Origin of the sequence: Pseudomonas fluorescens (assembly GCF_902498065.1) — a bacterium.
In the GTDB taxonomy this organism is placed as follows: domain Bacteria; phylum Pseudomonadota; class Gammaproteobacteria; order Pseudomonadales; family Pseudomonadaceae; genus Aquipseudomonas; species Aquipseudomonas fluorescens_BJ.
The window spans coordinates 64953-90850 of sequence record NZ_CABVIR010000008.1 but is presented as its reverse complement, the minus strand read 5'-3'; the positions used below and the strand labels follow the sequence as shown (position 1 = coordinate 90850).

Sequence of the window (25898 nt, the reverse complement as noted above, 5' to 3'; positions counted from 1 at the left end):
AATAATTCTTATTCATCAAATAGCAAGGACCTATTGGCGGTTTGTGGTTTTTTCCGGGTAAAGAGTGCGTAAGGTCAAAACGGCTGGCGTATGGCTATCGCGAGGAAATGCGGGGCGCAGCGGGAGAGGGCAAAGCACCATCCCACGCAGGGCGCGGGATGGATTACAGCAGGCTCAGACTTTTCTGACGAACTCGGATTTGAGCTTCATCGGCCCGATGCCGTCGATCTTGCAGTCGATGTCGTGGTCGCCATCGCACAGGCGGATGTTCTTGACCTTGGTGCCGACCTTGACCACCAGCGATGTGCCTTTGACCTTGAGGTCCTTGATCACGGTGATGGTGTCGCCGTCCTGCAGGACGTTGCCCACCGAATCTTTTTTCACGGTGTCATCGGAGGCCGCTTCAGCTTCGCCGCTAGCGGACCACTCGTGGGCGCACTCCGGGCAGATCAGCTGCGCGCCGTCTTCATAGGTGTATTCGGAATTGCATTTCGGGCAGGGTGGCAACGTGCTCACTAAGGCTCCTCGGATTCAGGATCGCTAAAAAGCGCACATTGTATAGGGTTTTAGGCGGGAGAGGGCCGTACGCCGATAAACCTGTGGGAGCGAGCTTGCTCGCGATGGCGCTGTGTCAGTCAACATCACAGTCGACTATCAGATCGCAATTGCGAGCAAGCTCGCTCCCACAGGGTTTTGCAGTGTTGTCAGTGCGTGCGAGCTACTGCGAATTCACTCAATTCCACCAGTGCATCGCGGTATTCGCTGGCGGGCAGCGCGTCGAGGCATTTGATCGCACGGGCCACGTAGTCGCGGGCCAGTTGTGCGGTGTACTCAAGGGAGCCGGAAGCTTCAACGGCCTCGCGGATGCTCTCGAGGTCTTCGATACCCCCTTTCTGGATCGCCTTGCGCACCAGGGCAGCCTGTTCCGGCGTGCCTTCGCGCATGGTGTAGATCAGCGGCAGGGTCGGCTTGCCTTCGGCCAGATCGTCACCGACGTTCTTGCCCAAGGTCTCTGCGTCACCTTTGTAGTCCAGCAGGTCGTCGACCAGTTGGAAGGCGACGCCCAGGTGGTCGCCAAAGGTGCGCAGGGCTTCGGCCTGTTCCGGCGTGGCTTCGCAGAGGGCGGCGGCACTGTGGGTCGAAGCCTCGAACAGCATCGCTGTTTTACCGCGGATGACTTCCATATAGGTTTCTTCGGTGGTGCTCGCGTCACGAACCTTGGACAGCTGCAGCACTTCGCCTTCGGCGATGATGCGCGTGGCTTGCGAAAGGATTTTCATCACCGGCATGGAGCCCAGTTCGACCATCATTTCGAAGGAGCGCGAGTACAGGAAGTCGCCCACCAGCACGCTTGGCGCATTGCCCCACATGGCGTTGGCAGTCGAGCGGCCACGGCGCATGCCGGACATATCGACCACGTCGTCATGCAGCAGGGTGGCGGTGTGCAGGAACTCGATGGTCGCGGCCAGCAGGCGCAGGTCATCGCCTTCGCGGCCCAGGGCCTTGCCGCACAGCAGCACTAATAAAGGACGCAGGCGTTTGCCACCGGCCGAAGTGATGTAATCGCCGATTTTCGAAACCAGCGGCACTCGGGAAGTCAGCTGCTTCTTGATGATGCCGTCGACGGCGCTAAAATCGTCCGCCACCGCGCGGTAGAAAGCTTGGGGTTGCATCAGCGACAGTTGCTCCAGAAGGGTTGCGCGGCATGCTAGGACCCACGTCGGCGGGTGTCAAGGCGCGATGGATGGCCTCTTGCATCGCCCCGGCAGCTTGCGTACAATCGCGCACCCTGAACTTCCTGGGCAGCACCTGCCTTACGCAATTGCAAACAGGCCTTCCAGCCCTATGCAGCCATGCCAGCCAATACCTCTTCTTATAAAGAGCTGGGTGAGCAGGATTATCGGAGAAATACCATGTCGTACGCAGTAATTGTTACTGGTGGCAAGCAATACAAGGTCGCCCCAGGTGAATACCTGAAGATCGAGAAACTGGAAATCGCTACTGGCGAATCCGTTACTTTTGATCGCGTTCTGTTGGTCGCCAATGGCGATGACGTGAACATCGGCGCTCCAGTTGTTGCCGGCGCTACCGTTGTGGCTGAAGTGATCTCCCAAGGTCGTCACGATAAAGTCCGCATCATCAAGTTCCGTCGTCGTAAGCACCACATGAAGCGTATGGGCCACCGCCAGTGGTACACCGAGATCAAAATCACCGGTATTCAGGCTTAATTTCAGCCTAATTCCTCACTAGGAGAATTGACTCATGGCACACAAAAAAGCTGGTGGTAGTACCCGTAACGGTCGCGACTCAGAAGCCAAACGCCTTGGCGTGAAGATGTATGGCGGCCAGGTTATCATTCCGGGCAACATCATCGTGCGTCAGCGCGGCACCCAATTCCACGCCGGTTACGGTGTTGGCATGGGTAAAGATCACACTCTGTTCGCTAAAATCGACGGCGTGATCAAGTTTGAAGTAAAAGGCGCTTTCAATCGCCGTTACGTGAGCATTGTCCCGAAGACTGAAGTCGTCGCGGCATAATTACGTAGATGCTGGAAAAGCCCTGTCTCGCGACGGGGCTTTTTCGTTTGTGGGGTGAGTCTCTTGCAAAGCTGTTTGTAATGAGCTCCAGCGCTGGATTTGCGGTCGTTGATTGAGGTCGCTGCGCTCATTTTTGCAAGAGTCTTATGTCTGGATTTTTTCGGCTCGTCCGTATGGCGAGAGGCGTTTTGTTATGAAGTTTGTTGATGAAGTATCGATTCGAGTAAAGGCCGGTGACGGCGGCAACGGTTGCATGAGCTTCCGTCGCGAGAAATTCATCGAAAATGGCGGCCCGAACGGCGGCGACGGTGGTGATGGCGGCTCGGTCTACATGATCGCCGATGAAAACCTCAATACCCTGGTGGACTACCGCTACACCCGGCACTTCGATGCCGAGCGCGGCTCCAATGGCGGCAGCACCGATTGCACCGGCAAGAAAGGCGAGGAGCTGGTGCTGCGCGTGCCGGTTGGCACGACCGTCATCGACGCTGCTACTCAAGAAGTGATCGGCGACCTGACCAAGGCTGGGCAAAAGCTGTTGGTTGCTCATGGTGGCTGGCACGGTCTGGGTAACACCCGTTTCAAATCCAGTACCAACCGCGCTCCGCGTCAGACCACTCCGGGTAAGCCGGGTGAGGCTCGTGACCTGAAGCTGGAAATGAAGGTGTTGGCAGACGTTGGTCTGCTGGGTTTGCCGAATGCTGGCAAAAGTACCTTCATTCGCTCGGTATCGGCCGCCAAGCCGAAAGTCGCCGACTACCCGTTCACCACGCTGGTGCCGAACCTGGGTGTGGTCAGCGTCGATCGCTGGAAGAGCTTTGTGGTCGCGGATATCCCTGGCCTGATCGAAGGCGCTTCCGACGGCGCGGGCCTGGGGATTCGCTTCCTCAAGCACTTGTCGCGTACGCGTTTGCTGTTGCACCTCGTGGACATGGCGCCGCTCGATGACGCCAGTGCTCCGGATGCGGCCGAAGTGATCGTCAGCGAACTGACCAAGTTCAGCCCGTCTCTGGCTGAGCGTGATCGTTGGCTGGTGCTGAACAAGTGCGACCAGATCCTTGAAGAAGAGCACGATGCGCGCGTCAAGGAAATCGTTGATCGTCTGGAGTGGACCGGTCCGGTTTACGTGATCTCTGCGATCTCCAAGCTCGGCACTGAGCGTCTGTGCCATGACATCATGCGTTACATGGAAGATCGTGCCGATCGTCTGGCGAACGACCCTGCTTACAGGGAAGAGTTGGCCGATCTCGATCAGCGCATCGAAGATGAGGCTCGTGCTCAGCTGCAGGCCCTGGATGACCAGCGTGCCCTGCGTCGCAGTGGCGTGAAGTCGGTTCATGACATCGGCGACGATGATTGGGACGAAGAAGACGTGGATGATGAAGACGGTCCGGAAATCATTTACGTGCGTGACTGATCCGTTGCGATAAACTTGAACGCCGCTCCCAGGAGCGGCGTTTTAGTATCTGGAAATCGGTAGTCACGAATAACGTTACGGGCAGCGCTGGGTCGTGCTGCCCTCAAGCTAAGGTTGAAGATGATGCGGAGCAAGGTGACAGGTGCGCAGCGTTGGGTCGTGAAAATCGGCAGCGCGTTGCTGACCGCGGACGGCAAAGGCCTGGATCGCGCGGCAATGAGTGTCTGGGTCGAACAGATGGTGGCCTTGCATGAGGCGGGCGTCGAGTTGGTGCTGGTGTCCTCCGGGGCAGTGGCGGCGGGCATGAGCCGTCTGGGCTGGACCGTACGACCCAGTGCAATGCACGAATTGCAGGCGGCTGCCGCCATCGGTCAGATGGGGCTGGTTCAGGCGTGGGAGTCGAGCTTTGCCGAGCATGGCCTGCACACTGCGCAGATTCTGCTGACCCACGACGACCTGTCCGACCGCAAGCGCTACCTGAACGCCCGCAGCACCTTGCGTGCGCTGGTCGAGTTGAAAGTGATCCCGGTGATCAACGAAAACGACACCGTGGTGACGGATGAAATCCGTTTCGGCGACAACGACACGTTGGCGGCGTTGGTGGCCAACCTGGTCGAAGCTGATTTGCTGGTGATCCTTACCGATCGCGACGGCATGTTCGACGCCGATCCGCGCAATAACCCCGATGCTCAGCTGATTTACGAAGCGCGTGCTGATGATCCGGCGCTGGATGCGGTGGCGGGCGGTACTGGTGGTGCGTTGGGTCGCGGCGGGATGCAGACCAAGTTGCGCGCTGCACGTTTGGCGGCGCGTTCCGGTGCGCACACCATCATCGTTGGCGGACGCCTCGAGCGTGTCCTGGATCGCCTGAAGGCGGGCGAGCGTATCGGCACCTTGCTGTCACCTGAGCGCGGCATGCTGGCGGCGCGCAAGCAATGGCTGGCCGGGCATCTGCAAACTCGCGGTACGCTGGTGCTGGACGCTGGTGCGGTGGCGGCGTTGTCCCAGGGTAATAAAAGTTTGCTGCCTGTGGGCGTCAAACTGGTTCAGGGCAGTTTCCGTCGCGGCGAGATGGTCGTGTGCGTGGCGCCGGACGGTCGTGAAATCGCCCGTGGCCTGGCCAATTACAGCGCATTGGAAGCACAAAAAATCATCGGTCAATCGTCTGAGGCGATTGTCGGTCTGTTGGGTTACATGGCGGAACCGGAACTGGTTCATCGCGATAACCTGATCCTGGTCTGAAGGAATATTTGAATGCGCGTGGCAAAAGGATTATTGGGTCTGCTGTTGGCAATGCCACTGCTGGCCTCGGCCGAGGAGATTGGCCAGGTGTCGACGGTGTTCAAGTTCGTCGGCCCGAATGACCGTATCGTGGTCGAAGCATTTGACGATCCGAAGGTCGAGGGTGTGACCTGCTATCTGTCCCGGGCCAAGACCGGTGGTGTGAAGGGTGGTCTGGGTTTGGCTGAGGATCGTGCTGAGGCGTCCATCGCTTGTCGTCAGGTCGGTCCGATCAGCTTCAAGGGTGAGTTGAAGGATGGCGATGAGGTGTTCAAGGAGCGTACATCGCTGGTGTTCAAGACTATGCAGGTCGTGCGATTCCTCGACAAGAAGCGCAATACGCTGGTGTATCTGGTGTACAGCGATCGCTTGATCGAGGGCAGTCCGCAGAATGCGGTGACGGCCATTCCGATTTTGCCGTGGACACACGCCCAATAATCTAGCGAAGATCCAAATTGTGGGAGCGAGCTTGCTCGCGATGACTGACTGACATTCAATATCTCTGTTGACTGAGAGTCCGCTATCGCGAGCAAGCTCGCTCCCACATTTTTTTGCAGTGTTTTCACGAATCGCAGGCAATAAAAAACCGACCCTGGGGTCGGTTTTTCAACAAGCTTATCGCTTATGCGGCAACAGCAAGGTTCAGAGCCTTGACGTGACCGTTCAGGCGGCTCTTATGACGAGCAGCCTTGTTCTTGTGGATGATGCCTTTATCGGCCATACGGTCGATAACTGGCACGGCCAGAACGTAAGCTGCTTGAGCTTTTTCAGCGTCTTTTGCGTCGATGGCCTTAACTACATTCTTGATGTAGGTACGAACCATGGAACGCAGGCTGGCGTTGTGGCTGCGACGCTTCTCAGCCTGTTTTGCACGTTTTTTGGCGGAAGGTGTGTTGGCCACCGTCGAGCTCCTCGAAAGACTTTTTAGGAAATAGCAAACAAAATAGGCCGCGAATCATGCCGATGAGTTGATGTCTTGTCAAGGGCGGTTGAGACGTTCCGCTAAGTGGTAGGTATAAAGAGGCGGGATATTTATTTCCGGCGCTTGACCTGTAAACTCGCGAGCTTTGGCTCTGTGCTGCTGCGGCGCGGAGTATCGCATAAGTAGGCGCGTTGTTCGCCTGCTGTTTATCGACAGGCACAAACTCTTTCAATGAATCTGCTCAAATCGTTGGCCGCCGTCAGCTCTATCACGATGCTTTCCCGGATTCTGGGGTTCGTCCGTGACACCCTCATTGCGCGTACATTTGGCGCGGGGATGGCGACGGACGCCTTCTTTATCGCCTTCAAACTGCCCAATCTGCTACGACGGATCTTCGCAGAAGGGGCGTTTTCCCAGGCATTCGTGCCGATTCTTGCCGAATATAAAAACCAGAAGGGCGAGGAGGCGACGCGCACTTTTGTTGCCTATGTCTCAGGTCTGCTGACGTTGGTGCTGGCGCTGGTCACTGCACTGGGCATGCTTGCGGCGCCGTGGGTGATCTGGGCGACGGCGCCAGGTTTTACCGACACCCCGGAAAAGTTCGAGCTCACGTCCAACCTGTTGCGGGTGACCTTTCCTTATATTTTGCTGATCTCCTTGTCTTCATTGGCCGGAGCGGTCCTCAACACTTATAACCGCTTCTCGGTGCCGGCCTTCGTGCCGACCTTGCTCAACGTCAGCATGATCATCTTTTCGGTGTTCCTGACCCCGTACTTCGATCCGCCAGTCATGGCGCTGGGTTGGGCGGTACTGGCGGGTGGCCTGGCGCAATTGCTTTATCAGCTGCCACACCTGAAAAAGATCGGCATGCTGGTGCTGCCACGTCTGAACCTGCGCGACAGCGGCGTGTGGCGGGTCATGAAGCAGATGCTGCCGGCGATTCTCGGCGTTTCGGTGAGCCAGATTTCGCTGATCATCAACACCATTTTTGCGTCGTTCCTGGTCGCCGGTTCCGTGTCGTGGATGTATTACGCCGACCGCCTGATGGAGTTGCCGTCCGGTGTGCTGGGTGTGGCGTTGGGCACGATCCTGCTGCCGACCCTGGCCAAGACTTACGCCAGCAAGGACCGCGCCGAGTATTCGCGGATTCTCGATTGGGGCCTGCGCTTGTGCTTCATGCTGGTGTTGCCGTGCTCATTGGCGCTGGGGATTCTGGCTGAGCCGCTGACGGTTTCGCTGTTCCAGTATGGCCAGTTCAGCGCCTTCGATGCGGCCATGACTCAGCGAGCGCTGATTGCTTATTCGGTCGGGTTGCTCGGGATTATCGTGATCAAAGTGCTGGCGCCGGGCTTTTATGCGCAACAAAACATCCGTACGCCGGTGAAAATCGCGATTTTCACTCTGGTGGTTACGCAGTTGTTCAACCTGGTGTTGATCGGTCCGCTGGCCCACGCCGGCCTGGCTCTGGCGATCAGCGCCGGCGCCTGCCTCAACGCCGGGCTGCTGTTCTATCAACTGCGCAAGCAGCAGATGTATCAGCCGCAGCCGGGTTGGGCGAAGTTTGGTGCGAAGCTGGTGGTCGCGGTGTTGGTGATGTCTGCAGTATTGCTGGCCGGAATGCACTTCATGCCGGCCTGGGATCAGGGACACATGCTTGAGCGGTTCCTGCGCCTGGGCGCTCTGGTGGGTGCTGGCGTGGTCTCGTATTTCGGCATGTTGCTGTTAATGGGCTTCCGTTTGCGCGACTTCAATCGCAAGGCGCTGAGCTGAGGCTTTTGCCTCGATAAACACGGGCGGGCCGGTGGTTTTGTCGGTTCGATCACTTTGGGTTACGGTGTTGCCTGTCGTCGGCCGCCGGGTGTGGTTATAATCGACCACTTTATGAGCAAGAAGCGCGTTATGCAGCTGGTTCGAGGCCTCCACAACCTGCGCCCCCAGCATCGGGGCTGTGTCGCCACTATTGGCAACTTTGACGGTGTTCACCGTGGTCACCAGGCTATCCTGGCGAGGCTGCGTGAGCGAGCGCTCGAGTTGGGCGTGCCCAGCTGCGTGGTGATTTTCGAGCCGCAGCCACGGGAGTTTTTCGCCCCGGAGACAGCGCCGGCCCGCTTGGCGCGCTTGCGCGACAAACTCCAACTGCTGGCAGATGAAGGCGTCGACCGGGTCCTGTGCCTGGCCTTCAACCAGCGCCTGAGCAAGCTCAGCGCCAGCGAGTTCGTTGATACGATCCTGGTGGACGGCCTCGGCGTGCAGCATCTGGAGGTCGGTGACGACTTCCGCTTCGGCTGTGACCGGGTAGGGGATTTCGATTTCCTGCAACAGGCCGGCGTCATGCAAGGCTTCACCGTCGAAGCGGCGCAAACCGTTGAGCTGGACGGCATTCGCGTCAGCAGCACCCAGGTGCGAAATGCCCTGGCCGCTGCAGATTTTGCCTTGGCCGAACGCCTGCTCGGTCGTCCGTTCCAGATTACCGGGCGTGTGTTGCACGGCCAGAAGCTGGCGCGCCAGTTGGGTACGCCAACCGCCAACATACAACTCAAGCGTCGTCGCGTGCCGCTCACCGGGGTTTACCTGGTCAACGTCGACATCGACGGCAAGACCTGGCCAGGCGTCGCCAACATCGGCGTGCGGCCAACGGTTCAAGGGGATGGCAAGGCCCACCTCGAAGTCCATCTTTTAGATTTTGCCGGCGATCTGTATGACCGGCGTTTGACGGTGGTTTTCCACCACAAGCTGCGTGAAGAGCAGCGTTTCGCCTCTCTGGAGGCGCTTAAGACGGCGATCAATGCGGATGTCGCCGCCGCCCGTGCCCTGTCGCACCTAGCGCCAATCGCTAATGAAGAGCCATAAATGACCGACTATAAAGCCACGCTAAACCTTCCGGACACCGCCTTCCCAATGAAGGCCGGCCTGCCTCAGCGCGAACCGCAGATTCTGCAGCGCTGGGACAGCATTGGCCTGTACGGTAAGTTGCGCGAAATTGGCAAGGATCGTCCGAAGTTCGTACTTCACGACGGTCCTCCGTACGCCAACGGCACGATTCACATCGGTCATGCGCTGAACAAGATCCTCAAGGACATGATCATCCGCTCGAAGACCCTGTCGGGTTTCGACGCGCCTTATGTTCCGGGCTGGGACTGCCACGGTCTGCCGATCGAGCACAAAGTCGAAGTGACCCATGGCAAGAACCTGGGCGCGGACAAGACCCGCGAACTGTGCCGTGCCTACGCCACCGAGCAGATCGAAGGCCAGAAATCCGAATTCATCCGTCTGGGAGTGTTGGGCGACTTCGCCAACCCGTACAAGACCATGGACTTCAAGAACGAGGCCGGTGAAATCCGTGCCTTGGCCGAAATCGTCAAGGGCGGTTTCGTGTTCAAGGGCCTCAAGCCCGTGAACTGGTGCTTCGACTGCGGCTCGGCCCTGGCTGAAGCGGAAGTCGAATACGAGAACAAAAAGTCCTCGACCATCGACGTGGCCTTCCCGATTGCCGACGAAGCCAAACTGGCTGCCGCATTCGGTCTCGCGTCCCTGGCCAAACCGGCTTCGATCGTGATCTGGACCACCACCCCGTGGACCATCCCGGCCAACCAGGCGCTGAACGTTCACCCGGAATTCAACTACGCCCTGGTCGACGTCGGCGACAAACTGCTGGTTCTGGCTGAAGAGTTGGTCGAGTCGTGCCTGGCCCGTTACAGCCTGGAAGGGGCGGTCATCGCGACCACTACCGGTAAAGAGCTGGAACTGATCAACTTCCGTCACCCGTTCTACGATCGTCTGTCGCCGGTTTACCTGGCCGAGTACGTGGAACTGGGCGCCGGCACCGGTGTGGTTCACTCCGCACCGGCCTACGGCGTGGACGACTTCGTGACCTGCAAGAAATACGGCATGGTCAACGACGACATCCTCAATCCGGTGCAAAGCAACGGCGTATACGCGACCTCGCTGGAGTTCTTCGGCGGCCAGTTCATCTGGAAAGCCAACCCGGCCATCGTCGACAAGCTGACCGAAGTCGGTGCGCTGCTGCACACCACAATCATCGAACACAGCTACATGCACTGCTGGCGCCACAAGACCCCGCTGATCTACCGCGCCACCGCGCAGTGGTTCATCGGCATGGACAAAGAGCCCGTCACTGGCGACACCCTGCGCAAGCGTGCAATCAAAGCCATCGAAGAGACCAAATTCGTTCCGGCCTGGGGTCAGGCGCGTCTGCACTCGATGATTGCCAACCGTCCGGACTGGTGCATCTCCCGTCAGCGCAATTGGGGCGTGCCGATCCCGTTCTTCCTGAACAAGGAAAGCGGCGAGCTGCACCCACGTACCGCCGAGCTGATGGAAGAAGTCGCCAAGCGCGTCGAAGTCGAAGGCATCGAAGCCTGGTTCAAGATGGACGCTGCCGAGTTGCTCGGTGACGAAGCGCCGCTGTACGACAAAATCAGCGACACCCTCGACGTCTGGTTCGATTCGGGCACCACGCATTGGCACGTCCTGCGCGGTTCGCACCCGATGGGCCACGAAACCGGTCCACGCGCCGACCTGTACCTGGAAGGTTCGGACCAACACCGTGGCTGGTTCCACTCGTCGCTGCTGACCGGTTGCGCGATCGACAACCATGCGCCGTACCGCGAACTGCTGACCCACGGCTTCACCGTCGACGAGTCCGGTCGCAAGATGTCCAAATCGCTGGGCAACGTGATCGCGCCGCAAAAAGTCAACGACACCCTGGGCGCCGACATCATGCGTCTGTGGGTCGCTTCCACCGACTACTCGGGTGAAATGGCGGTTTCCGAGCAGATCCTGCAACGCAGTGCGGACGCTTACCGGCGGATCCGTAACACCGCGCGCTTCCTGCTCTCCAACCTGACCGGTTTCAACCCGGCTACCGACATCCTGCCGGCCGAAGAAATGCTCGCGCTGGACCGTTGGGCCGTGGACCGCACGCTGCTGCTGCAACGCGAGTTGCAAGAGCACTACGGCGAATACCGCTTCTGGAACGTCTACTCCAAGATCCACAACTTCTGCGTGCAGGAGCTGGGCGGTTTCTACCTCGACATCATCAAGGACCGTCAGTACACCACTGGCGCCAACAGCAAGGCCCGTCGTTCGGCGCAAACCGCGCTGTATCACATCTCCGAAGCGCTGGTGCGCTGGATCGCGCCGATCCTGGCGTTCACCGCCGACGAACTGTGGGAATACCTGCCGGGCGAGCGTAACGAATCGGTAATGCTCAACACCTGGTACGAAGGCCTGACCGAACTGCCGGAAAACGTCGAACTGGGCCGCGCCTACTGGGAGCGGATCATGGCGGTGAAGGTCGCAGTCAACAAGGAAATGGAAATCCAGCGCGCGGCCAAAGCCGTCGGTGGCAACCTCCAGGCCGAAGTGACGCTGTTCGCCGAAGACGCGCTGAGCGCCGACCTGGCCCAGTTGAGCAACGAACTGCGCTTCGTACTGATCACCTCGACCGCCAGCGTTGCGCCTTTTGTTCAGGCACCAGCGGACGCGGTAGTCACCGAAGTCAGCGGCCTGAAGCTGAAAATCGTCAAGTCGGCCTTCGCCAAGTGCGCCCGTTGCTGGCACTGCCGTGAAGACGTCGGCGTGAACCCGGAGCATCCGGAAATCTGCGGTCGTTGCGTCGACAACATCAGCGGCACTGGCGAGGTTCGTCACTATGCCTAACGCCATTGGCCGTTTCGGACGGCTGGGCTGGCTCTGGTTGAGTTTGCTGGTCCTGGTCATTGACCAGGCCAGCAAGTTCTACTTCGAAGGCAAGCTTGCGATGTACCAGCAGATCGTGGTGATCCCCGATTACTTCAGCTGGACCCTGGCCTACAACACTGGCGCGGCGTTCAGCTTCCTGGCTGACAGCTCGGGCTGGCAGCGCTGGTTGTTTGCCCTGATCGCAGTGGTGGTCAGTGCGGTGCTGGTGGTGTGGCTCAAGCGTCTGGGGCGCAACGAAACCTGGCTGGCGGTTGCGCTGGCCCTGGTGCTCGGTGGCGCGCTGGGCAATCTGTACGACCGCATAGCCTTGGGCCATGTGATCGATTTCATTCTGGTGCATTGGCAGAACCGCTGGTACTTCCCGGCGTTCAACTTCGCCGACAGTGCAATTACTGTCGGTGCGGTGATGCTTGCACTGGATATGTTCAAAAGTAAAAAGACCGGAGAAGCCGTTCATGACTGAACAGGTATTGGCTGAGCAACGCATCCGCCAGAACACGGAAGTCACCTTGCACTTTGCACTGCGCCTGGAGAACGGCGACACCGTCGACAGCACCTTCGACAAAGCCCCGGCGACCTTCAAGGTCGGCGACGGTAACCTGTTGCCAGGTTTCGAAGCGGCGCTGTTCGGCTTCAAGGCTGGCGACAAGCGTACGCTGACGATTCAGCCGGAAAACGCTTTCGGTCAGCCGAACCCGCAAAACGTGCAGATCATCCCGCGTTCGCAGTTCAAGGACATGGACCTGTCACCGGGTTTGCTGGTGATCTTCAACGATGCGGCGAATACTGAGCTGCCGGGTGTGGTGAAAGAGTTCGATGACGAGCAAGTGACCATCGACTTCAATCATCCGCTGGCTGGCAAGACATTGACCTTTGACGTCGAGATCATCGAAGTCAAATCGCTGTAACTGACCGAATACGGTCAAAATGTGGGAGTGAGCTGGCTCGCGATGAGTACCTGACATTCAACATTGATGTTGAATGACACTCCGCCATCGCGAGCCAGCTCGCTCCCACAGTGTTTTTTCACGGTTTTCGCTATTTCTTGCGCGCAAGACACGAGGCACAGCATGCAAATCAAACTCGCCAACCCCCGTGGCTTCTGCGCCGGTGTGGACCGGGCGATTGAAATCGTCAACCGCGCCCTGGAAGTCTTCGGGCCGCCGATCTATGTGCGTCACGAAGTGGTCCACAACAAATTCGTCGTTGAAGACCTGCGCGCTCGCGGTGCGATCTTCGTTGAAGAACTGGATCAGGTGCCGGATGACGTCATCGTGATCTTCAGTGCCCACGGCGTTTCCCAGGCTGTGCGTACCGAAGCTGCCGGCCGTGGTCTGAAGGTGTTCGACGCCACGTGCCCGCTGGTGACCAAAGTGCACATCGAAGTCGCGCGTTACAGCCGCGACGGCCGTGAATGCATCCTGATCGGTCACGCCGGCCACCCGGAAGTCGAAGGCACCATGGGCCAGTACGATGGCAGCAATGGTGGCGCGATTTACCTGGTCGAGGACGAGAAAGACGTCGCCGAGCTGCAGGTGAACAACCCCGAAAAACTGGCGTTCGTGACCCAGACCACCCTGTCCATGGACGATACCAGTCGTGTCATTGACGCCCTGCGTACGCGCTTCCCGGCGATTGGTGGACCGCGCAAGGACGACATCTGCTATGCCACGCAAAACCGTCAGGACGCCGTCAAGACGCTGGCCGACGAATGCGACGTGGTGTTGGTGGTCGGCAGCCCGAACAGCTCCAACTCCAACCGCCTGCGTGAGCTGGCCGAACGGATGGCCACTCCAGCCTACCTGATCGATGGCGCCGAGGACCTGCAAAAGAGCTGGTTCGACGGTGTCGAGCGCATCGGCATTACCGCAGGTGCATCTGCACCGGAAGTACTGGTGCGTGGCGTGATCCAGCAGTTGCAGGCCTGGGGTGCTACCGGTGCCGATGAACTGGCCGGTCGCGAGGAGAACATCACGTTCTCGATGCCTAAAGAGTTACGCGTTCGTTCGTTGCTCTGAGTCCTCTCCTCCGACGCACAGCGCCTGCTCGGTCTTTTTACTGCGCAGGCTGACGAGGCCGGTCCGGGCCAGCACTACCTGGTGCTGACTCACCGGCTCTCGAGCTACGCAAATATGTAGTGTTCCTGCTTGAAAGGCGCCGCTGGGCAACAATGGCTCTCCCAGACCGCTAAATCGTACGAATCTCCTGACCGGTCGATTGCCGATCACTGGCACCCGAGTGTCACTCCGGCGCTCAACCAGCAGTGGATTGCTGCTGTCCTCATGCCCTTTGCCATTTAAATCCAGAATCATTCGCCAGCCTTGGCCCCAATCGTCGTTTATTCCGTGAATGACGACGGTCTGGTTTCGCGTAATCGCCTCGCTTCTGGCGCTGCGAATGCCGCTGACGAGCGACTCCGCTGCCACCTCTCGATGGTTCGATTCAGTCAGCGCTGCGAACGCCGGACTGACCAGATGCAGAACAATCCCGACAATCGTCAGTCCCATGAGCAGTTCAATCAGACTGAAACCCTGCTGACGCATGACATCACCCTCCCTGGAATGCGGTAGCCCGCGCAATCCTTGCGCGAGTAATGACAAAACAACCGACATCTGTCGGTCGAATGTTCTAGCGTGTAACAGCAGGTATAGCCGACGGCAACGGAGGGCATCGATGGATCATCGTACAAAAGGTTTCACGCTGATCGAGTTGCTGGTCGCGCTTGCGGTCTTTCTGATTCTGATCACCCTCGCAGTGCCGGCGTTTACCCGTTCGGTGCAGGGCACCAAGGCCGACACCGAGATCGGCGACCTGCAGCGCGCTTTGAATTTCGCCCGGCTTGAAGCCATCGACCGCGGTGTCACCACTCGGGTGCGGCCGACGGCGGGCGGCAGCGTCTGGACCGGGGAACTGGCAGTCTATGACGGTACTGGCAATGCGGCGAATGTATTGCGGGTTGTTCCCGCGATGAGCAGCGGTGCGACTCTGACGCTAACCTCAGGAGTGACCGCCATCGATTTCAACAATCTGGGCGGTCTGTCGGCACCGTCCACGGCGGTGGTGATCAGCTACGTACTGGGGGCGCAAAGCAGGACGCTGAATGTGTGTTTGAACGGACGAATTCTATTGGGTGGAAGTTGCGGATGAGGGGATGGAGCAAGCGTGCACAGGAGGGCATGACGCTGATCGAGGTTCTCGTGGCGTTATTGATTCTGAGTGTGGGTCTTTTGGGGGCCGCGGCGTTTCAGCTTAATGCGTTGAAGTACACCGACAGTTCGCGGATGACCAGCCAGGCGAGCTTTATCGCCTACGACATGATGGACCGCATTCGCGCCAACTCCGGCGCCGATTACACTGTCACGCCGCCGACGTCGGGCAACCTCAACGTTGCCCGGGATCAGGACCTCTACGACTTCACCTCCAATATCGTCAGTATTCTCGGCGCCACCGCTACGGGCAGCGTCACCCTCAATCAGCGGGTTTACACCATCACTATCACCTGGGACGACTCGCGGGCAGCCAACACCGCCAACTCCCGTCGCAGCTTTGTGCTGACCAGTCGCGCCGCTGTCGATCCGGTGGCGACGCCATGAAGCGGCTCAACAAAGGTTTTGGCCTGATCGAAATGTTGATCGCGTTGGCATTGAGCCTGGTCGTGGTGCTCGGCGTGGCGCAGATTTTCATCGCAGCCAAAAACACTTATGTCAGCCAAAACGCCGCGGCCAACATGCAGGAAGACGCGCGTTTCGTGCTGAGCAAGCTGATTCAGGAAATTCGCATGGTGGGAATGTTTGGTTGTCTGGGAACAATAACGGATGCAAGCGCCGGGGCTAGTTTCACCGCCAGCCAGGTAACACCGATCAGCTGGGACAATCCCACCCTCAAGCTGACCCTGGTGACCGCCGATGTCGGAGCGGGTGGCGGTACGCCGACCTGGACGGTGGTTTCGGATTGCCGAAACACGGCGACGGCCTACTCCAATAAGCAGGACCCTGCGACAGGACAAGTGGCGTTTCCGATTCGGCGGCTGATCTACAGCCTCAAGAACGGCCAATTGACGATGGGCAGTGGCATCGGTACGCCGACTCAGGCAGTGCTTGTCGACAACGTCAGCAAATTCGACGTGAGTTTCGGCCTCGCTGCGTCGGCCACCGACACGTCTGCTTCCAGTTACAGCCCCAATCCGTCCGACCCTGCGCGAATCCGTAGCGTGCGCCTGACGCTGACGCTGAGAGATCCAAACAGTCGCGTGCGCGATCAAACCTTCAACGTGGTTGCCGCTTTGCGCAACCGCTTGCCATGAGGGGAGGGCCGATGAATTTTTCTCCCGCCGCCCCTCGCGCCCAGCGCGGCATGGCGCTGCTGGTCAGTCTGGTGTTCCTTCTGTTGCTGACGCTGATTGGCATTTCATCGATGCAGAACGCGACCCTGCAGGAAAAAATGGCCAGCAGCGTGACCCTGCGCAATCAGTCCTTCCAGATCGCCGAAGCCGCGTTGCGTATCGGCGAAAGTGCGGTTCAGCTCGATACCTATACATTGCCGGTTTGCAGCGGCAATCAATGTTTGCCGCCCGCCGAGTCATCGACCATTACGGCTGCCGGTCTCAATGCCTTCTCGGGGGTTACCTGGGTCGCGGCTGCCAACGGTTTCTACGGGGTACAGAACATCGGCACCGCGAAGAATGCCGTGAATGTGCCGAGCAACACCTCTGCGACGCTTTATCGGGTCACGGCAGTGGCCATCGTGGGCAATAACGTGCGCAGTGTGGTGGAGAGCATTTATGCCAAGTTCGAATAGGTGTTCAGGGATCTGGCGGTTGCTGACTGGCGCTGCATTGGGTCTGTACCTGTCCGCCCCCGCGTACGCGTTCACGCCTTCGGACTCACCCCTGTTGAGCGCTGCGGCGGTTCCGCCCAACGTGATGCTGCTGATCGATGATTCGGGGAGCATGAACAACATCATTTGGGCGCCGGGTTTCGATCCGACGGTCAGCCGCCCGCAAATTGCCAATTGCAGTTCGAACAGCTCGTGTGTGTTCGGTGAGAGTCTGGACATGGACGATACCAACATCGCCTTGTCGAGCCTCAATCGTGGCGGTTGCTCCACCAATGGCAACTGGTACGGTTTTTATCGGGGCTTCTTGGGACTGTCATCGATATGCCTGAAGCTGCCCGACCCGGTGGGCAATGAAAACACGCGTTACACGGCTAACTATTTGTCTTATCTGGTAACACTGGCCAACGGTTCGAGCCGGGACTTCACCACGGGTACCGGTGCGATCCCCAATGATTACCGCATGAGTGTTGCGCAGGATGTTTCCACCAATCTGGTTACCAGCAATCGCTCATTGAGAATAGGCCTGGCGACATTCAACCCGCCGATCAGCAGCAACTCCGGCCCCGGTGGTTTTATAGCCCGCGCGATCAGTGATCTGTCTCCCGTCAGTGGCAGCGTTACCCAGGCCCAGGCGAACACCAACTACAACGCCTTGATCTCTTCGATCAACGGTTTGAGTGCCATCGCCAATACTCCGTTGGCGGAAACCTATTACGAGATCACTCGGTACATGCGCGGCATGGCGCCGTTCTACAACTCGACGCCAACCACTTACACCAGCCCGATCCAGTATCGCTGCCAGAAAAATTACGGCGTGGTGATCACCGATGGCCTGCCTACGTTCGACCGGAGCTTTCCGAACGACCCGCTCGGTGGCAGCCGTTTGCCGAACTGGGACGGCAACAGCGCGAACGATGGCGACAACCTCACCGGTGATGGCGAGGGGGATACGTTGTACCTGGATGACATCGCCAAGTTCGCTTTCGACATCGACATGCGCACCACCGGTACCGACATCGCGGGCAAGAACTGGAACGCCGCAGATTTCCCTACGCAAAACATGAACACCTACACCGTAGGCTTCACTGCCGCCAATCAGATGTTGTCGGACGCCGCCAGATACGGTCAGGGCAAGTACTACCAGGCGACGGACAGCGCCGGCCTCAATAGCGCGTTGTCATCAGCGCTGGGCGACATCACATCGAAAGCCGGTTCCGGGGGGGGCGGCACCACCAGCAGCGCAATTGTCGGGGTTGGCTCCTCTTACTACCAGACCAGTTACGACCCCAAGGATTGGCGTGGCACCATCAAATCCTTCGGGTTCACCTCCACCGGCTCGGTCAATACTTCCACGGTGCAGTGGACGACTGACACGGCCATCGTGCCCGGCGCCACAGCGCCTGTTTACCAGTCGTGGAACACCGTGAGCAATGCGCCCGTCACCTTGGCTTACACCAATTTCGCCCCGACACAGCAGACAGTGCTGAATCAGGGCTTGCCCACCGGCATCACGGGCAGCGACCTCGTGGAGTGGAGCAAGGGTACCAACAAGACCGGGTTGAAAGCACGCAGCGTGTTGCTCGGCGACATCATCAATTCGCCTTTGGTGCTGGCCTCGCCGACGGAAAAAACCGCAACCGATCTGGTGAGCGACACCAGCTACAGCACTTATCTGGCCACCAAAACCAGCAACATGGACACCAGCCTGGTGGTCAACGCCAATGACGGTTTTGTCAGCGTCATCAACTCCGGTAACGGCGCCAGGCGTTATGCCTACATGCCTTCCAGTGTTTTGCCATCGTTGCGCTATATCGCCGATGCCGCTTACATCAACGGCGTCAGCCACAAGTTTCTGGTCGACGGTCAAATAGGCGTATTCGATGCACAACTCAACAGTGCCTGGAAAACCCTGGCGCTCGGCGGGACAGGGGCGGGCGGCAAAACGTTCTACGCCCTGCAGCTGTTTGACGCTTCGGCCGGTAACGTGACCAAGGCGTTGTGGGAAATCAGTGCACCCGCCACAGCAAACTCGGCGAACGTTTTCAATGATCTGGGTTATGCCTACGCTCGCCCGGAAGTGGCACGCTTGGCGGATGGTCGTTGGGCGGCCTTCATCTCCAACGGCTACGGCAGCAATTCGGGCGTGGCGGCGTTGTACGTGGTGGATATCCGCGATGGGTCGTTGATCAAGAAAATCGTCATCGACAGCACGGAAACCACCAACGGCCTGTCTTCGGTGGAGCTCAAGGTCAATTCGCAGAATGTGGTGCAGGCGGCCTATGGTGGCGACCTGAAAGGACGGTTATGGAAGTTTGATCTGAGTGGCGCCACCACCGATACCTGGGGCGTGGCGTTTTCCGGAAAACCGTTGTTCACAACGGCGGGCGGCGCCACCCAGCCGATCACAGCGCAGCCATTGCTGGCAGACAATCCACTGGGCGGTAAAGTGGTGTTTTTCGGCACCGGAAAGTTTAACGAGACCGTCGACAAGACCAACAAGGATCTGCAGGCGTTCTATGCGGTTTGGGATGCTGACGGTGGTTCCGGGCAGATCACAACGTCCAGTTTGCAGGTCCAGTCGGTGACGGGCGTGTTCTCGGCAAGCACGGGGCAGTTCATCACCACCAGCCAGAACGAAGTGACGTATCCGGCGGAGAAAGGCTGGTATTTGCCACTGGTCTACAACAGCGTATTGACCGGTGAACGGGTGATCAGCCAGGCGACCCTGGTGCTGGGGCGGATTGTATTTACCACCGCTAACGTGGACACCACCGACCCTTGTGCCAGTTTCGGTACCGGCAAACTGGTCGAACTGGATGCGTTCAGCGGTAAGATGCTCAACTACGCGGTGCTCGATACCAATGGCGATGGGGTGGTCGACAGCGCGGACGCGATATCCAGCGGGGTGATTTTCACTAGCGGGATGCCATTCTTGAGCGCCGTTACCAACGGCGGACTAGGCAAGGTCGTTACCGATACCGGTGCAACGGTGACCAAACTGACCGAAAAAGGCGGCGGTGGCAGCCGTCGCATCATGTGGCGACAAATTCAGTAAGTGAGAGTTGAGGCATGCGCAGATCCAACCGAGGTTTTACCCTGATCGAAATCATGATCGTGATTGCGATCATCGGGATCGTCATCACCATTGGCTACCCTAGCCTCACCGAATACGTGAAAAAGGGCCGCCGGGCTGAAGTGGCCGGGCTGCTCTCCGAACAGGCGCAGATGCTCGAACGGTTTTACTCGAAGAGTAATGTCTACACCGGTGCAGTCGGCCTGAGCACCGGCAATGACTACTACACCATCACCCCGACCCTGACCGACCAGACCTTCCTGCTGACCGCTACCCGCAAGGCCGGCAGCATGGCGACTGACAAGTGTGGCGATTTCACCATCACCAACACCGGTGTCAGAAGCATGGTCAATGCGACGGCCGGACTGACCACCAAAGATTGCTGGGGTCGCTGATTTTTTTCGGGCGCCTTTTGCGCCTCCTGTCTATTTAACGGTTGGATCGGAACATGACCATGCAACAGCAAGTGGTGATAGTCGGCGGCGGTGTGATTGGCCTGCTGACGGCGTTCAATCTCGCGTCCGAGGTACAGAGCGTTGTGCTGCTGGACCGTTCGAATGTCGGTCAGGAGTCGTCATGGGCCGGCGGTGGCATCGTTTCGCCGCTTTACCCATGGCGCTATAGCCCGGCAGTTACCGCGCTGGCCCATTGGTCTCAGGACTTTTATCCACAGCTGGGCGAGCGCCTGTTTGCCGCGACCGGGGTTGATCCCGAGGTGCACACCACCGGCCTGTATTGGCTGGACCTGGATGATGAAGCTGAGGCGCTGGCCTGGGCCGAGCGGGAAAACCGTCCGCTGCGGGCTGTGGATATCTCGGCTGCGCATGATGCGGTGCCGGTCCTGGGTGCCGGTTTCTCCCGGGCGATCTACATGGCCGACGTGGCCAACGTACGCAATCCGCGGCTGGTGAAATCCCTCAAGGCGGCCTTGCTGGCGCTGCCGAATGTGACGATTCATGAACAGTGCGAAGTCAGCGGTTTCGTTCGTGACGGCGAAAAAGTCGTTGGCGTGCAGACTTCGTCGGGCGCGATCCACGGTGATCAGGTGGTGCTGACGGCTGGCGCCTGGAGCGGTGATTTGCTCAAAAGCCTGGGCCTGGCGTTGCCGGTTGAGCCCGTGAAAGGGCAGATGATTCTTTACAAGTGCTCGGCGGACTTCCTGCCGAGCATGGTGCTGGCCAAGGGGCGTTATGCGATTCCCCGTCGGGATGGACACATTCTGATTGGCAGCACGCTGGAACATGAAGGCTTCGACAAGACGCCGACCGGCTCTGCGCTTGAAAGTCTGAAGGCGTCTGCGGTGGAATTGATTCCAGCGCTGGCGGAGGCCGAGGTGGTCGGGCATTGGGCGGGGCTGCGACCGGGCTCGCCGGAGGGCATCCCCTACATCGGCCGGGTGCCGGGTTTCGATGGGTTGTGGCTCAACTGCGGGCATTACCGTAACGGGTTGGTGCTGGCGCCGGCGTCGTGCCAGTTGTTCGCGGATGTGATGCTGGGCAGGGCGCCGATCATTGATCCGGCGCCGTATGCGCCGATCGGGCGAATTTAATCGCGGTGTCTGTTATATCGCCATCGCGGGCAAGCCCGCTCCCACAAGGATTGCGTCGATCACAATATTTTCAATCGACGCAAAACCTGTGGGAGCGGGCTTGCCCGCGATGAGGCCCTCAATCCAGTCCGAATTTTTTCAGCCTGTAACGCATCGACCGAAACGACAAATTCAATCGCTGAGCCGCCGCGGTGCGGTTCCAGCGAGTCTCCTCCAGGGCCTGGAGGAGGAGTTTGCGTTCGACGTTGTCCAGATAGTCTTCCAGGTTGTCGATCTGCGTCAGGTCCGGCACACCGCTGTCGGCGCTGCAATTGCCTTCGGCCAGCCGCAGGTCGCTGGCTTCGATCTGCTTGTTGTCGCACAGGGTGTGAGCGCGTTCGAGCATGTTCTCCAATTCCCGCACATTGCCCGGAAAGCGATAGCTTTTCAGCGCTTCAAGTGCTTGTGGGTGGAGTTTGGTGGCGGGTTGGCCGCTGCCGGCAGCCAGACGTTTGAGCACATGACTGGCCAATGACTCGATGTCGTCGCGGCGTTCGCGCAACGGTGGAACCCGCAGTTCGATCACATTCAGCCGGTAGTACAAATCCTGGCGAAAGCGTTCGGCGGCGACTTCGGCGTCGAGGTCTTTGTGAGTGGCGCAGAGGATCCGCACATCGACCACGGACTCCTGTTGACCACCCACGCTGCGAATGGCTTTCTCCTGAATCGCCCGCAGCAGTTTGACTTGCATCGCCAGCGGTAAATCTGCCACTTCGTCGAGGAACAGCGTGCCACCCTGGGCGGCCTGGAACAGCCCGGGCTTGTCTTCGATAGCGCCGCTGAAGCTGCCTTTTCGATGGCCGAAAAACTCACTCTCCATCAGTTCCGACGGTATCGCCCCGCAATTGACCGGGACAAACGCCTGGTTGGCACGCGGTCCTTGTTCGTGGATCAGTCGGGCGACCAGTTCCTTGCCGCTGCCGGATTCGCCACTGATGTAGACCGGCGCCTGACTGCGGGCCAGTTTGTCGATTTGTTTACGCAGGCTGCGCATGGGCAGCGAGTCGCCCAGTAACCGTCGGTCGATGGCGGCGCCCGGTGCCGGCATGCGCAGGGCGCTGGTGACCAGTTCGCGCAGTCGCGTGAGGTCCACCGGTTTGGTCAGGAAGTCGAAGGCGCCGGCCTTGAGGGCGTTGATCGCCGTTTCGAGGCTGCCGTAAGCGGTGATCATCGCCACCGGCAGGTTTGGGTAGCGTTGCTGAATATGTTGCACCAGTTCAAGACCGGTGCCGTCCGGCAGGCGCATGTCGGTCAGGCACAGATCGAACGTTTCTTGCTTCAACAGCGCTTGGGCTTCGCCGAGATTGCGGGCGCTGAAGGTGTCGAGTTTCATCCGTCCCAGGGTGATTTCCAGGAGTTCGCGAATGTCCGGTTCGTCGTCGACGATCAGGACTTTTTGCCGTGGGCTCATGTTCAACTTTGTTTCCGTCCGTGAGCAAAGGTGATGCGAAAGCAGCCGCCATCGTGGCGTGGCTTGAAGTCTAGGCGGGCCTGGTTGCTTTCGCACAATTCACGCGACAGATATAGCCCCAGGCCGGTGCCTTGGGCGCTGGTGGTAAAGAACGGTTCGAACAAATGCACCTGTTGATCCGGTGCTACGCCGGGGCCATCGTCGCGAACCTCGATGATTGGCAACTGGCTGCCGGGGTCGACAAACAAATCGAGCCAGACCTGAGCCTGATCGTGCGCCTGTGCGCTATGACGCCAGGCGTTACGCAACAAATTGTCGAGAATCTGCGTGAGCTGGTTCGGGTCCATCAGGGTATTGAATTCGCCTGAATCGATGTGCAGGTGAATCTGCTGACTGTCGATCGCTCCTTCGCGACTTTGCGCAACGAACTGTTCCAGCCACGGCTTCAGATCGAGTCGTTGCGGCACGGTTTGCTGGCGGCGGGACAGTTGCAGGACGTTTTCGATAACCCGATTCATTCGCTGAGAGTGGTCTTGAATAATCTGGGTCAGACGTCGATCCGCGCCGTTCAGTTCCTCCGATTCCTGCAATAGCTGAGCGGCATGACTAATGGCGCCCAGAGGATTGCGAATTTCGTGGGCAATACCCGCCGTCAGGCGCCCGAGGGCGGCGAGCTTCAGTTGTTGGGCTTGTTGGGCTATTTGTGCGAGATCCTCAAGGAAGACCAGGGTTTGGTGGTGTGGGCCTTGGGCCAAGGCAATGAAGCTCGGTTGCAGTTCCAGGCCACTGTTGGCGATCTTCAGGCTCTGGGGGCGCAACGTCGGATTGTTCAGCCACAGTTGCAGGCGTTCGACCAGATCGGGCGAGCAGTCGTCGATCCGTTGGCCTTCGAGATTGACTCGGCCCAGTAGGGCCAGCGCGCTGTGGTTGGCCAATTGCACTCGGCGCTGGTCATCGAGCACCAGGATGCCGGTGCGCATGCGCTGCAGGATCAATGCATTGAGGGCTTCGAGACCCACCACTTCGCTGGCCCGTTGTTCGGCGAGGGTTTCGCTGACTTCCAGGCGTTGGATCAAGCCTTGCACGAGCAACGCTGCGGCAAAGCACAGCGCGCCGAGGGTGCCGGCTTGCAGGTAATCGTTGGGGCTGGCGGGATGGCTGAAGCTAAGGAGAAAGCTCAGCCCGACGATGCCGAGCGCACCGACGGCGGCGATCAGCAGGCCGATGCGGCTTCGCAGCAAGGCATTGCTGATAGCCACCGAGACGATCAGCAGGTTGCCGATGGCGCTGGCGACACCGCCAGCGGCGTAGAACAGGCCACATAGCAGCAAGACATCAATCAGCGCGAGCCCGAACAGTTGCGCTGGGCGGCGGGTGTTCTCGAAGAAGACCACCAACAAAATGTTCAGTACCAGGTACAACCAGCTGCCACTGCGCAACAGGTTGTCATTGGCGAACGTCAGCAACTGGTTGTCCAGGTTGCTGGAAATGAGCAGCACCAGAGTGATGCCGACGCTTAGACGGTAAAGGTGATAGAGGCGCAGCAGTCGCTGAGCCTGTTTGCTGCCGGGACTGGAGGTCTCAGCGATCACTGGAGCCCGGGCCTTGCTCAAGATGAGCCTGGCTGCAATACCACTGTTGTTGAAGGCTCAGCGCGCGGTCGCGGGGCAGGTGTACGCCGCAATGGGCGCAGCGAACCATGGGCGCCGCCTCCAGCTCGGCAGAGGACTTGGGCGCAGAGGCCTGGCCCTTGAACTTGCGCCAGAACCATACCGCAGCGGCAATCAGGGCGATCCAGAACAGTAAACGAAGCATGGGGAGCTGCTTTATGACGAGTGATTCTGCAGTTTAGCCAAGGAGATGACGGGCGCACAGCGTAATAAATCGCGGAAATAAAAAGGGAGACTCAAGAGTCTCCCTTTTTGCACAACCCGGTGTATCAGTCGAACACACCGAAGGTCATGTAGCTGAACCACGAGCGATCGCTGTTATTGCCTTCCGCTTCGTGTTCCTCTTCTTCGATCACGTCACCATTTTCATCTTTAGGCTTGAGATCGTTCGGGATCGCGTCCTTGGCGTCCTGGAACTGCTTCTGCACGTCCTGGTTGGCGCGGGTTTCACCCGGCGGCAGTGGTGGACGCGACTCGATCAGGCCCAGGGTGGCCTTGCTCAGCCACGAACGGTTGTCGGCTTCGTCGACCGACGGCACGAACTGACCGTCCACCAGAGTTGGATGGTTCGGGTAGTTGAGCTTCAGTGTTTCGAGGCTGGTGGCCGCCAGGTCGTCCAGGTGCAGACGCTGGTAGGCTTCGGTCATGATCGCCAGGCCGTCACCGACCGATGGGGTTTCCTGGAAGTTTTCCACGACGTAACGACCACGGTTCGCGGCAGCGACGTAGGCCTGACGGGTCAGGTAATAGTCGGCGACGTGAATCTCGTAGGCTGCCAGCAGGTTGCGCAGGTAAATCATGCGCTGCTTGGCGTCCGGCGAGTAGCGGCTGTTCGGGAAGCGGCTGGTCAACTGGGCGAACTCGTTGTAGGAGTCGCGAGCAGCGCCCGGGTCACGCTTGGTCATGTCCAGCGGCAGGAAACGCGACAGCAGGCCGACGTCCTGGTCGAAAGAGGTCAGGCCCTTGAGGTAATAGGCGTAATCCACGTTCGGATGCTGTGGGTGCAAACGAATGAAACGCTCGGCGGCAGACTTCGCAGCCTCAGGCTCAGTGTTCTTGTAGTTGGCGTAGATGAGCTCGAGTTGAGCTTGATCGGCGTAGCGACCGAACGGATAACGCGACTCCAGCGCCTTCAGCTTGGCTGTGGCGGCGGTGTAGCTATTGTTGTCCAGATCGCGCTGTGCCTGCTGGTACAGCTCGACTTCGCTCAGGTTTTCGTCTACGACTTCCTTCGATGAGCAAGCAGCGGTCAATGCGAGGATGGCGATCAGCAGCAGGTGTTTCACTTGCATGGCGGCTTGCGTCCCTATGACGGCCGCTGTCTTGGGCGGGGCCGTCCTGTTATGATGAGCGCCCCGTTGAATAGCCTCGGGGCAAAAGACGCCGTATTTAACCACAAGCGCGCAGCCGAAACCAAAGGCTGTGCCGACGCCTAGTC

General features: G+C 59.0%; 27 protein-coding genes. 18 read left to right on the top strand and 9 right to left on the bottom strand.

Annotated features, from left to right (window positions below):
• Positions 1 to 174: 174 nt before the first annotated feature.
• Both F8N43_RS24065 and F8N43_RS24060 read right to left on the bottom strand, forming a co-directional pair.
• The gene (locus tag F8N43_RS24065; protein ID WP_010467527.1) at positions 175 to 516 is read right to left on the bottom strand and encodes a zinc ribbon domain-containing protein YjdM; all 342 of its coding nucleotides are present in this window, start codon (positions 514 to 516) and stop codon (positions 175 to 177) included.
• 188 nt (positions 517 to 704) lie between these two features.
• Positions 705 to 1673 carry a polyprenyl synthetase family protein gene (locus F8N43_RS24060; RefSeq protein WP_017340860.1) on the bottom strand — a complete coding sequence of 323 codons (969 nt, stop codon included), beginning with the start codon at positions 1671 to 1673 and terminating at the stop codon, positions 705 to 707.
• A gap of 240 nt (positions 1674 to 1913) precedes the next feature.
• Between F8N43_RS24060 and rplU the strand changes: the two genes are divergently transcribed.
• The 5 genes from rplU to F8N43_RS24035 all read left to right on the top strand — a co-directional run bounded on the left by rplU (position 1914) and on the right by F8N43_RS24035 (position 5674).
• Positions 1914 to 2228, top strand: coding sequence for a 50S ribosomal protein L21 (gene rplU, locus F8N43_RS24055; protein ID WP_003176051.1), 315 nt, complete (start codon positions 1914 to 1916; stop codon positions 2226 to 2228).
• 34 nt (positions 2229 to 2262) lie between these two features.
• Entirely contained in the window at positions 2263 to 2538 is a 276-nt protein-coding gene (gene rpmA, locus F8N43_RS24050; protein ID WP_003215862.1) for a 50S ribosomal protein L27, read from the top strand.
• A gap of 193 nt (positions 2539 to 2731) precedes the next feature.
• Positions 2732 to 3955 carry an Obg family GTPase CgtA gene (gene cgtA, locus F8N43_RS24045; RefSeq protein ID WP_150633503.1) on the top strand — a complete coding sequence of 408 codons (1224 nt, stop codon included), beginning with the start codon at positions 2732 to 2734 and terminating at the stop codon, positions 3953 to 3955.
• Positions 3956 to 4078: 123 nt separating this feature from the next.
• Complete coding sequence (gene proB / locus F8N43_RS24040; protein WP_150654473.1) at positions 4079 to 5197, top strand: glutamate 5-kinase; 1119 nt, start codon at positions 4079 to 4081, stop codon at positions 5195 to 5197.
• Between the two features lie 12 nt (positions 5198 to 5209).
• Positions 5210 to 5674, top strand: coding sequence for a CreA family protein (locus F8N43_RS24035; RefSeq protein WP_010467533.1), 465 nt, complete (start codon positions 5210 to 5212; stop codon positions 5672 to 5674).
• Between the two features lie 184 nt (positions 5675 to 5858).
• On the opposite strand, the gene rpsT is transcribed toward F8N43_RS24035, so the two are convergent.
• Positions 5859 to 6137 (bottom strand): 30S ribosomal protein S20, encoded by a 279-nt coding sequence (rpsT, locus tag F8N43_RS24030; protein ID WP_008154937.1) that lies wholly within the window; start codon positions 6135 to 6137, stop codon positions 5859 to 5861.
• A gap of 252 nt (positions 6138 to 6389) precedes the next feature.
• Here rpsT and murJ point away from each other — a divergent pair, with 252 nt between their 5' ends.
• Positions 6390 to 7928: a murein biosynthesis integral membrane protein MurJ gene (gene murJ, locus F8N43_RS24020; RefSeq protein WP_150633502.1), complete on the top strand. Its 1539-nt coding sequence runs from the start codon at positions 6390 to 6392 to the stop codon at positions 7926 to 7928.
• On the opposite strand, the gene F8N43_RS29365 is transcribed toward murJ, so the two are convergent.
• A complete protein-coding gene (locus F8N43_RS29365) occupies positions 7881 to 8150 on the bottom strand; it encodes a hypothetical protein (RefSeq protein ID WP_191623741.1) in 270 nt (89 codons plus the stop codon). The two genes, murJ and F8N43_RS29365, sit on opposite strands and share 48 nt — an antisense overlap.
• Here F8N43_RS29365 and ribF point away from each other — a divergent pair.
• The 5 genes from ribF (at position 8058) to ispH (ending at position 13900) form a co-directional block, all read left to right on the top strand.
• Complete coding sequence (gene ribF / locus F8N43_RS24015; RefSeq protein ID WP_150633501.1) at positions 8058 to 9008, top strand: bifunctional riboflavin kinase/FAD synthetase; 951 nt, start codon at positions 8058 to 8060, stop codon at positions 9006 to 9008. The genes F8N43_RS29365 and ribF overlap by 93 nt on opposite strands.
• Positions 9009 to 11840: an isoleucine--tRNA ligase gene (ileS, locus tag F8N43_RS24010; protein WP_150654472.1), complete on the top strand. Its 2832-nt coding sequence runs from the start codon at positions 9009 to 9011 to the stop codon at positions 11838 to 11840.
• Positions 11833 to 12345, top strand: coding sequence for a signal peptidase II (gene lspA / locus F8N43_RS24005; RefSeq protein WP_150633499.1), 513 nt, complete (start codon positions 11833 to 11835; stop codon positions 12343 to 12345). The genes ileS and lspA overlap by 8 nt, the downstream gene beginning before the upstream one ends.
• A 7-nt stretch (positions 12346 to 12352) precedes the next feature.
• Positions 12353 to 12790 carry an FKBP-type peptidyl-prolyl cis-trans isomerase gene (gene fkpB / locus F8N43_RS24000; RefSeq protein WP_191623740.1) on the top strand — a complete coding sequence of 146 codons (438 nt, stop codon included), beginning with the start codon at positions 12353 to 12355 and terminating at the stop codon, positions 12788 to 12790.
• A gap of 162 nt (positions 12791 to 12952) precedes the next feature.
• Complete coding sequence (gene ispH, locus F8N43_RS23995; protein ID WP_150633497.1) at positions 12953 to 13900, top strand: 4-hydroxy-3-methylbut-2-enyl diphosphate reductase; 948 nt, start codon at positions 12953 to 12955, stop codon at positions 13898 to 13900.
• Here the strand turns inward: ispH and F8N43_RS23990 are convergent.
• Positions 13877 to 14425: a GspH/FimT family pseudopilin gene (locus tag F8N43_RS23990; RefSeq protein ID WP_150633496.1), complete on the bottom strand. Its 549-nt coding sequence runs from the start codon at positions 14423 to 14425 to the stop codon at positions 13877 to 13879. The two genes, ispH and F8N43_RS23990, sit on opposite strands and share 24 nt — an antisense overlap.
• 130 nt (positions 14426 to 14555) lie before the next feature.
• On the opposite strand from F8N43_RS23990, the gene F8N43_RS23985 reads away from it, so the two are divergent.
• Genes F8N43_RS23985 through thiO form a run of 7 tightly spaced genes read left to right on the top strand, consistent with a single transcriptional unit; the run spans position 14556 to position 21340 of the window.
• A complete protein-coding gene (locus F8N43_RS23985; RefSeq protein WP_150633495.1) occupies positions 14556 to 15029 on the top strand; it encodes a GspH/FimT family pseudopilin in 474 nt (157 codons plus the stop codon).
• Positions 15026 to 15475, top strand: a complete 450-nt coding sequence (gene pilV / locus F8N43_RS23980) for a type IV pilus modification protein PilV (RefSeq protein ID WP_150633494.1) — start codon at positions 15026 to 15028, stop codon at positions 15473 to 15475. Before F8N43_RS23985 ends, pilV begins: the two co-directional genes overlap by 4 nt.
• Positions 15472 to 16185, top strand: coding sequence for a PilW family protein (locus tag F8N43_RS23975; protein WP_150638318.1), 714 nt, complete (start codon positions 15472 to 15474; stop codon positions 16183 to 16185). Before pilV ends, F8N43_RS23975 begins: the two co-directional genes overlap by 4 nt.
• Positions 16186 to 16196: 11 nt before the next feature.
• Positions 16197 to 16679 carry a PilX N-terminal domain-containing pilus assembly protein gene (locus F8N43_RS23970; protein ID WP_150633492.1) on the top strand — a complete coding sequence of 161 codons (483 nt, stop codon included), beginning with the start codon at positions 16197 to 16199 and terminating at the stop codon, positions 16677 to 16679.
• Positions 16663 to 19773 (top strand): pilus assembly protein, encoded by a 3111-nt coding sequence (locus F8N43_RS23965; RefSeq protein ID WP_150633491.1) that lies wholly within the window; start codon positions 16663 to 16665, stop codon positions 19771 to 19773. The genes F8N43_RS23970 and F8N43_RS23965 overlap by 17 nt, the downstream gene beginning before the upstream one ends.
• A 14-nt stretch (positions 19774 to 19787) precedes the next feature.
• Positions 19788 to 20186 (top strand): type IV pilin protein, encoded by a 399-nt coding sequence (locus tag F8N43_RS23960; protein ID WP_150633490.1) that lies wholly within the window; start codon positions 19788 to 19790, stop codon positions 20184 to 20186.
• Between the two features lie 53 nt (positions 20187 to 20239).
• A complete protein-coding gene (gene thiO, locus F8N43_RS23955; protein WP_150654471.1) occupies positions 20240 to 21340 on the top strand; it encodes a glycine oxidase ThiO in 1101 nt (366 codons plus the stop codon).
• Between the two features lie 118 nt (positions 21341 to 21458).
• On the opposite strand, the gene F8N43_RS23950 is transcribed toward thiO, so the two are convergent.
• From F8N43_RS23950 to F8N43_RS23935, 4 genes are all read right to left on the bottom strand, one after another.
• Positions 21459 to 22790 (bottom strand): sigma-54-dependent transcriptional regulator, encoded by a 1332-nt coding sequence (locus F8N43_RS23950; RefSeq protein ID WP_150633488.1) that lies wholly within the window; start codon positions 22788 to 22790, stop codon positions 21459 to 21461.
• A gap of 2 nt (positions 22791 to 22792) precedes the next feature.
• Positions 22793 to 24382 (bottom strand): sensor histidine kinase, encoded by a 1590-nt coding sequence (locus tag F8N43_RS23945; protein WP_150654470.1) that lies wholly within the window; start codon positions 24380 to 24382, stop codon positions 22793 to 22795.
• Positions 24372 to 24605 (bottom strand): PP0621 family protein, encoded by a 234-nt coding sequence (locus tag F8N43_RS23940; RefSeq protein WP_150633486.1) that lies wholly within the window; start codon positions 24603 to 24605, stop codon positions 24372 to 24374. Before F8N43_RS23940 ends, F8N43_RS23945 begins: the two co-directional genes overlap by 11 nt.
• 124 nt (positions 24606 to 24729) lie before the next feature.
• Positions 24730 to 25752 carry an outer membrane protein assembly factor BamD gene (locus F8N43_RS23935; RefSeq protein ID WP_150633482.1) on the bottom strand — a complete coding sequence of 341 codons (1023 nt, stop codon included), beginning with the start codon at positions 25750 to 25752 and terminating at the stop codon, positions 24730 to 24732.
• Positions 25753 to 25898 lie beyond the last annotated feature (146 nt).

Coding starts and splice junctions, on each gene's coding strand:
- F8N43_RS24060 (WP_017340860.1), bottom strand. CDS start 1,673: ATGCAACCCCAAGCTTTCTACCGCGCGGTGGCGGACGATTTTAGCGCC.
- rplU (WP_003176051.1), top strand. CDS start 1,914: ATGTCGTACGCAGTAATTGTTACTGGTGGCAAGCAATACAAGGTCGCC.
- rpmA (WP_003215862.1), top strand. CDS start 2,263: ATGGCACACAAAAAAGCTGGTGGTAGTACCCGTAACGGTCGCGACTCA.
- cgtA (WP_150633503.1), top strand. CDS start 2,732: ATGAAGTTTGTTGATGAAGTATCGATTCGAGTAAAGGCCGGTGACGGC.
- proB (WP_150654473.1), top strand. CDS start 4,079: ATGCGGAGCAAGGTGACAGGTGCGCAGCGTTGGGTCGTGAAAATCGGC.
- F8N43_RS24035 (WP_010467533.1), top strand. CDS start 5,210: ATGCGCGTGGCAAAAGGATTATTGGGTCTGCTGTTGGCAATGCCACTG.
- murJ (WP_150633502.1), top strand. CDS start 6,390: ATGAATCTGCTCAAATCGTTGGCCGCCGTCAGCTCTATCACGATGCTT.
- ribF (WP_150633501.1), top strand. CDS start 8,058: ATGCAGCTGGTTCGAGGCCTCCACAACCTGCGCCCCCAGCATCGGGGC.
- ileS (WP_150654472.1), top strand. CDS start 9,009: ATGACCGACTATAAAGCCACGCTAAACCTTCCGGACACCGCCTTCCCA.
- lspA (WP_150633499.1), top strand. CDS start 11,833: ATGCCTAACGCCATTGGCCGTTTCGGACGGCTGGGCTGGCTCTGGTTG.
- ispH (WP_150633497.1), top strand. CDS start 12,953: ATGCAAATCAAACTCGCCAACCCCCGTGGCTTCTGCGCCGGTGTGGAC.
- F8N43_RS23990 (WP_150633496.1), bottom strand. CDS start 14,425: ATGCGTCAGCAGGGTTTCAGTCTGATTGAACTGCTCATGGGACTGACG.
- F8N43_RS23985 (WP_150633495.1), top strand. CDS start 14,556: ATGGATCATCGTACAAAAGGTTTCACGCTGATCGAGTTGCTGGTCGCG.
- pilV (WP_150633494.1), top strand. CDS start 15,026: ATGAGGGGATGGAGCAAGCGTGCACAGGAGGGCATGACGCTGATCGAG.
- F8N43_RS23975 (WP_150638318.1), top strand. CDS start 15,472: ATGAAGCGGCTCAACAAAGGTTTTGGCCTGATCGAAATGTTGATCGCG.
- F8N43_RS23970 (WP_150633492.1), top strand. CDS start 16,197: ATGAATTTTTCTCCCGCCGCCCCTCGCGCCCAGCGCGGCATGGCGCTG.
- F8N43_RS23965 (WP_150633491.1), top strand. CDS start 16,663: ATGCCAAGTTCGAATAGGTGTTCAGGGATCTGGCGGTTGCTGACTGGC.
- F8N43_RS23960 (WP_150633490.1), top strand. CDS start 19,788: ATGCGCAGATCCAACCGAGGTTTTACCCTGATCGAAATCATGATCGTG.
- thiO (WP_150654471.1), top strand. CDS start 20,240: ATGACCATGCAACAGCAAGTGGTGATAGTCGGCGGCGGTGTGATTGGC.
- F8N43_RS23950 (WP_150633488.1), bottom strand. CDS start 22,790: ATGAGCCCACGGCAAAAAGTCCTGATCGTCGACGACGAACCGGACATT.
- F8N43_RS23940 (WP_150633486.1), bottom strand. CDS start 24,605: ATGCTTCGTTTACTGTTCTGGATCGCCCTGATTGCCGCTGCGGTATGG.
- F8N43_RS23935 (WP_150633482.1), bottom strand. CDS start 25,752: ATGCAAGTGAAACACCTGCTGCTGATCGCCATCCTCGCATTGACCGCT.